Below are 6036 nucleotides of genomic sequence, written 5' to 3' on the forward strand. Positions count from 1 at the left end.
CGTGATCGGCACCGAGTTCGTCGGCGATCTCCTGAACCGTCTCGTGCTCGCGGTCAAGGACCTCCCGCGCCTTGCGAAGCACTGCGTCCACCTGGTCGAGCCTGCTGTCCGCATCCGCCTCGAAGGGAACCTGCTCAGGAAGCACAACCGCTCCCGACCCGCTGCCGTCCCCGGGGGAGTCCACATATCCAAACCCGCGGAGCTTGGACTCGAGGAACTCGATACGGCGAGCGGCGACGTCGGCCAACGCTTGAGCTCGTTCACGCTCCGCCTCCGCACGAGAAAGCTGTGTATGCAGGTCATCATGCTGTGTCGTGGCACGCATCAGCCGAAGATGCGTCACGTCGATCTCACCGCTCAGGGCATCGGGCGAAGCCTGGAGCGACTCAAGCCGACGGGACAGCTCCCTCACCTGCGCCTGGGCCTGTCCGAGTAGTGCGAACAACATCGTGGCCATCTGCAGCGACTGGGTCCGGGCACGCTCGCTGGCCTCATACGCCTTGCGAACCCGGTTGAGTTCCTCAAATGCCCCGATCGCGCGCTCCTGAGCTTGCAAGAGTTCGCGCGCAGGCACGGCAGGTTCGCCGTCAACACCCACAACCGTGGGACGCTCTGCCGAGGCCTTCCACAGAGCCCTAGGCCGCTCCAGCCGCTGGTGCGTCATGGCCTGAGACTCGTCCGCGAAACACACGTCCGCGACGGCCTCGACGGTATCCCACGTCAACCCGACGCCGGCGAGACGCTCACGCAGCTTCCGTCCCTCCGGCACCTTGCCATCGGCGAAGTGATCCTGCGTCAGCGCCGCATGCAGCGCCCTGACAGTGATGCCGGCGTCGTCCAGCCAGTTCCGAATGATGGCGACGACCTCGTTGATCTCCTGACATGCGCCCTTGGGCGGACTCCATGGCCGCCCCGGACGCTTCCCCCCACTCACACCGAAGACCCCTCACCCAGGTTGTCGCCGACAACCCCACGTTGTCAGCCGAACAACATCCAACCGACACACCGGGCCCGGTCGCAGGCAGATCATCGAATCAGCTGCTGCAGGCTTCCCCGCCGCTATGCCTGCAGACTGGAACCCAAGGAGACACCACCCATGCAGATCCTTGTCGAGTCCCTCCCAGAGCTGCTCGGCGCGCTGGGCTCGACCGGACTCATCAGCGCCGCTACCTGGTACATCAGCCGACGACGACACCGGACCGCCCGGTCGGCCGAACAGCGCCCCACTCCCTCCCAAGGAATGGGACACCGGCGGATTCGCACGTACACGCTGCTTGGCACCGGTGGCCGGGAAGGAGCACCGATTCGGGTGATGAGCACCCGGACCGCCGGCGCGGTCCTCCTCTGGCCAACCGGAGGCCGACAGGAACGGTTCGAACTTACAGACTGCCTCCTCAGCGATGGCACGTACGCGGCCGAACCAGTGGATGGGTTCGAAAAGGTCTCATAGCTGGGGGACGCACCACCGACGCCGGGGCGGCAGGAGCCGACAAAGAACTGGAGACCCTGGGACTGTTTAGCGCTCGGTCGTCTCGCGTCTGCGGTCATGCTCAGGCGGTTTCAGCGGGCTGAGGATTCCAGAGCTGCGTGTAGTGCTCGACTTCTTCAGTGGACAAGTTGTTGTCGCCTTCCGTGCGCAGCAGAGTGGTGTCCCAGGGCCGCTCGCCTGCGGTGGTTGGGGTGAGCAGTACACCGAGGGTGGATGTCTGTTCGGCCAGGCCGGTCTGCTGGTGGAGTTGGTGGTGGCGCAGGAGCACGTAGGACTGGAAGGCGGCCTGCACGTCGGGGCCGAAGCGCGTGGCGCATCCGAAGATGAGCTGGCGAGTGCCGGACGGGTCGATGGAACGGCGCCAGCGCCACTTGCATTCGCCAGCGGGCACTTCAGCGACGTCGGCCAGCATGTCCAGCAAGAGTTGTCCCCACTCGGCGCGTGCTCCGACCGGCAGTTTGTCGATGTCGGAGAGGACAAGCAGTCGGTCGGGCTCAGCAATCCCTCCCCGGACCGCGGAGGTGGCCACGTCTTCCAGGAAGATCCTCATGACCCGGTGCGTGGCGTCCGATCCCACCGGGGCTTGGGGGAGCAGAGGAACGGAGTAGTGGGTTCCGCCGAGTTCAGCGACGTCAGAGCTCAGGGGGCCGGGAGGTGCCTCAGCATCGGCCGCCGCCAATTCGTAGTACCGCACAGGCTCTTCCCCCAGCGCGATCGGAGGCTCGGCAGCGGCCCGGAAGAGATAGTCCAGCACGGCGGTGGTGGAGCGGAGCTGGTCGAAAAGGAAGTCCCAGTCGCGTCGGGTCAGAGCGATCGCGGGGATCCCGATCGGCTCCAGCACGCAGCGCGTGTCCTCGGGTACCTGCTCGTGATCCAGCAGGAACACTCCTATCCAGTCGAGGGCATTGCCGTCGACCGACAGCGTGCGACCGCGGTCGCTGACCATGTCGGCTGGCAGCATTCGCAACTGCCGCACCGTGCCCTTGGCCTGGCGCATTGCCTTGGCCGCGACCTTCCGGATCCAGGCGACTTCCGCGTCCGCGCTCTTGGGCTGGACCGTGCGCGCCTTCACCTGGATCACCGCACCACGCCCCCCTGCGATCAGCAGTCGGTCGCCGAGTTCACGTCGCCCAGAGCTCTTGCTGGCGTAGGCGGACTGGAAGACGAAGTCGGACAAGCCCCAGGTGGCTGCAGCGGTATGCGCAGCCTCTTCGGCACCCGTTCCGTGCTCGACTCCAGCGGGCAGAGGTAGTGCACGGCGTATGCGCCGTATGTATGGTCCGTTCGCGGTGTCCACGATGAGCGTGAGTGTGTCGGGGGCGTCGTCCTTCACGGGCCGCCCCGGCGCGGATGAAAGCTGATCAGTCACGCCGTCTATTAGACGCCCCACTCAGACGCCGCCGCCTGCCCCTCCTCACCGATTGCATGGGACGGTGGGCGCATGCGCCCCGTTCCAGCAGGGGCAGGTGCGGCCTCAGAACGGTGGCGGGCCGTGCTGGGTCCAGCGGCAACGATGTCGCCTTCAAAAACAGGGGGCTCCGGTTCTTGCCTGACCCACCCCGGCTACCACTTCACCCCGAGCTGCTTCAGGTCTGCGCGGCGGGCCTCTGTGAGTCCTGCGGTTCGGCGTTTGACGTTGTTGAGCCATGTGCCGAGGCGTACCTGGGTGCCGTCGTCGAGGTGTTCGGTGTGGTGTCTGGGTACGACGAGGTGGCCTTCGCGCTCGTAGAACTGTCGTGCGGCGGTGATGCTGGCGTTCCATCGTTCGTCTTGTGATCGTCGTTTGGGCTGTTCCGCCTCGTCTTCGGCGGGTTGGAGTCCGAGGACGCTTTTGAGGAGCCATTGCTGGGCGGGCAGGAGTGTGTCCCATGCGTGCCGCTGCGCCTTGACCCAGGCTCCGAGGTCTTCGCCTTGGGCGATGATCTGGCCTGGGTTGTGTGGGAGGGTGCCGCCGGCGGCGAGGTGGGTGCGGGTGAGGTGGAAGGTGCGTTGCCAGGCGATGTCCCATCCGGTAGGGCACCAGGCCGGATCGAGGGCTTCGAGGGCCTCCATACGGCTGTCAGGAGGCTCCCCGGCCCCGGAGGGCACTGTCTCGCCCGCAGCGCGTCGTTCAGCGTTGTGCAAAGTTCTGCGGGCGGCGGCGCGTTGGTTCTTGGCCCATACGCCGATGGGGAAGCCTTCCCATACGGCGTTGGTGGGTGGGAGGAAGTGTCCGTGGGCGGCGGTGTACGAGCGGGCGACGGCAATGCCCTGTTCCCAGGCGATGTCGTGGTGGGACCAGACCATCCCCAGGGCCTCGAGCTGCTCGACGCGCCCCGCGTCGAGGTCACCGGCGTTGTAGTAGCGGCGTTGGTCGGCGATCCATACCCCGAGCGGGAACCCGGCGGTGCCGGCCCACTGGTCGGGGGCCCGGTAGTCCTGGGGCACGCGTAGCTGCGTGTTGCCGGTTTCGCGGAGCCACCTTGTGGCGGCCTGGATGCCGCGGCGCCAGTAGGTGTTCTCGGGGTCGATGACCCGCAGTTGCACGAACTGGGCCAGGAGGGCGGGATCGCGTTCCTCGCTGAACCGCAGCAGCTGGGCCGCCGCCCGGCTCCCCGTGACCGTGCTCTCCTCTTCGACTAGAGCCTCCTCCTCGAGGCCCGGAACCTGGTCTTCGAGGGCCTGGCCGTCCCCGCGATCCGTGAAGCGTGCACCGCGCTCGCTGTGTTCGAGACTGCCGCGGTGGCCGGTGCGGGGGCGGGGGTCGGCGAGGGCTTCGATGGTGTCACTGTCATGCGCCCGCAACGCACCGAGGACCTTGGCGAGGGTGCCGTAGGCCGGTGAGGTGAGCATTTCATCGGGCTCTTCACCTGGTGCGAGGAACACCGGCACGACCAAGGACGCAATTTTCCCTTCGCCGGGCCGGATACGCAGGGCGCGTCCGACTGCTTGGACGATGTCGACCATCGAGCCGCGTGCATCGCAGAAAGCGACGGCATCGCAGCGTGCGGTATCGACGCCTTCACCGAGGACTTTCACGGAGCAGAGAACCCGCAAAGCGGCCGGGACTTCAGCGTTTTCATGGGTGATGAAGTCGGAGGCGAATGCGTCGAGAACCTGGCGGCGATGTGAGGGGGCATGCTCGCCGTGCAGCCACTGCGCCCACACCCGCTCCGCCGGCGGGAACACCTCCGGGTTCTCCTTCCGCAGCCGGGCTGCTGCGCCCGGTACACCCGCCGCCATCGCCTCCGCCTCCACGACGCGGCTGTGGAAGGTCAGCACCCGCCGCAGCCGCTCCCGCGCGGCCGCGGTGAGCAGCCCGGTCTGCAGCGCAGCCAGCCGGGCCCCGCGTACGAAATCCGAGCCGGCCGACCCGACGGCCATGGCGGTGTAGAGCTCGTGGTCACGAATATCCAGGCATACCACCTGATACGGCGCGACCAGCCCGCGCCGGATGGCGTCGGACAGCTTCAACTTGTAGGCCACCGGCCCGAACACGGGACTGTTCTCGTCCATGCTTGCCACCAGCCGCGGCGTCCCGTCCTCGGCCTCCCACACGCGGGCGGTGGCGGTCATGTACAGCCGTCGTGCGGCGGGGATGCGGGTCTGGTCGTGTACGGCGGCCCAGGGCTTGCCCACCGCCCCACTGGTGCGGTGCGCCTCGTCCACGACCATCAGGTCCCACACCGCCAGGCCGGCCTGGTGTGCGCGTTGGAGGATGCCCAGTCCGACGGCGGCGTACGTCGCGAACACCGTCACCGTCTCCAGGCTCTTGAGCCAGTCGACCAGCTCGTCTGGGTCGGTGGTGCAGGGGATGCCGCCCGAGTCCTCGGCGCGCAGCGAGCACGCCCCGACCATGGCGCCGCGCCGGCCGCCCTCGCGCCAGGCGGTGGCCATCTGCGTGAGCAGATCCAGGGTGGGGACCAGGACCAGGACGCGCCGTGCGGTTAGCCGGCGCGCGGTTTCCACTGCGATCAGCGTCTTCCCGGATCCGGTCGCGGCGATCACCTGCGCCCTGAGTCCTTGGGGAGGCATGTGTTTGCCGGGTGGGTTCTGGAGGTGGCGCATGATTCCGTCGACTGCCTCGACTTGATGAGGCCTCAATTCCATTCGTGGCATTAGTTTGGCCCTTCTCCCCAGATTAAAGAGGCAGTTGACGGCAATTCATTTTCACGGCAGTCGAAGGCTATTTCGTACGATGGGGACCCGGACTGATCGGGTGGCTGCGTGGGTTGTAGTGGTGGACCCTCAGCCCATACTCTATCCGTGGGCTCAGAATGACGCACCGTCCTTGGCAGCGGGAGAACTCAGGGGGCAGCCCCTTAGTTCCCGGGGAGGCGAGGACGGAAGGACGCCCATACCCCACCCCGCAGCTGCTACTCCTCTGACGCGCGCGGAGCGTGCGTCAGTTCCCGTACAGGACTGCGGAGCAGGCCGGTACGATTGCGATCCGGCGAGAGCCGGATCGACCGGCCACGGAGTGGCCGGCAGTCGGGGCGGAGCCCCGACGATCCCGGCGCGGAGCGCCGGGATGGAACCGCCGCGTAGCGGCGGCGCGTCGTCTTCGC

General features: G+C 67.2%; 3 protein-coding genes. 1 reads left to right on the forward strand and 2 read right to left on the reverse strand.

The features are described 5' to 3' along the window. Window positions 1-1096 precede the first annotated feature (1096 nt). Window positions 1097-1450 carry a hypothetical protein gene (locus ACSU6M_RS33570; RefSeq protein WP_437074929.1) on the forward strand — a complete coding sequence of 118 codons (354 nt, stop codon included), beginning with the start codon at window positions 1097-1099 and terminating at the stop codon, window positions 1448-1450. A gap of 100 nt (window positions 1451-1550) precedes the next feature. Here the strand turns inward: ACSU6M_RS33570 and ACSU6M_RS33575 are convergent, their stop codons facing one another. Both ACSU6M_RS33575 and ACSU6M_RS33580 read right to left on the reverse strand, forming a co-directional pair. After that, the gene (locus tag ACSU6M_RS33575) at window positions 1551-2858 is read right to left on the reverse strand and encodes a hypothetical protein (protein WP_437074930.1); all 1308 of its coding nucleotides are present in this window, start codon (window positions 2856-2858) and stop codon (window positions 1551-1553) included. A 194-nt stretch (window positions 2859-3052) separates the two neighbouring features. Then, a complete protein-coding gene (locus ACSU6M_RS33580; protein ID WP_437074932.1) occupies window positions 3053-5587 on the reverse strand; it encodes a Helicase associated domain protein in 2535 nt (844 codons plus the stop codon). Window positions 5588-6036 lie beyond the last annotated feature (449 nt).

This window comes from Streptomyces sp. enrichment culture, assembly GCF_964272895.1.
GTDB lineage: Bacteria > Actinomycetota > Actinomycetes > Streptomycetales > Streptomycetaceae > Streptomyces.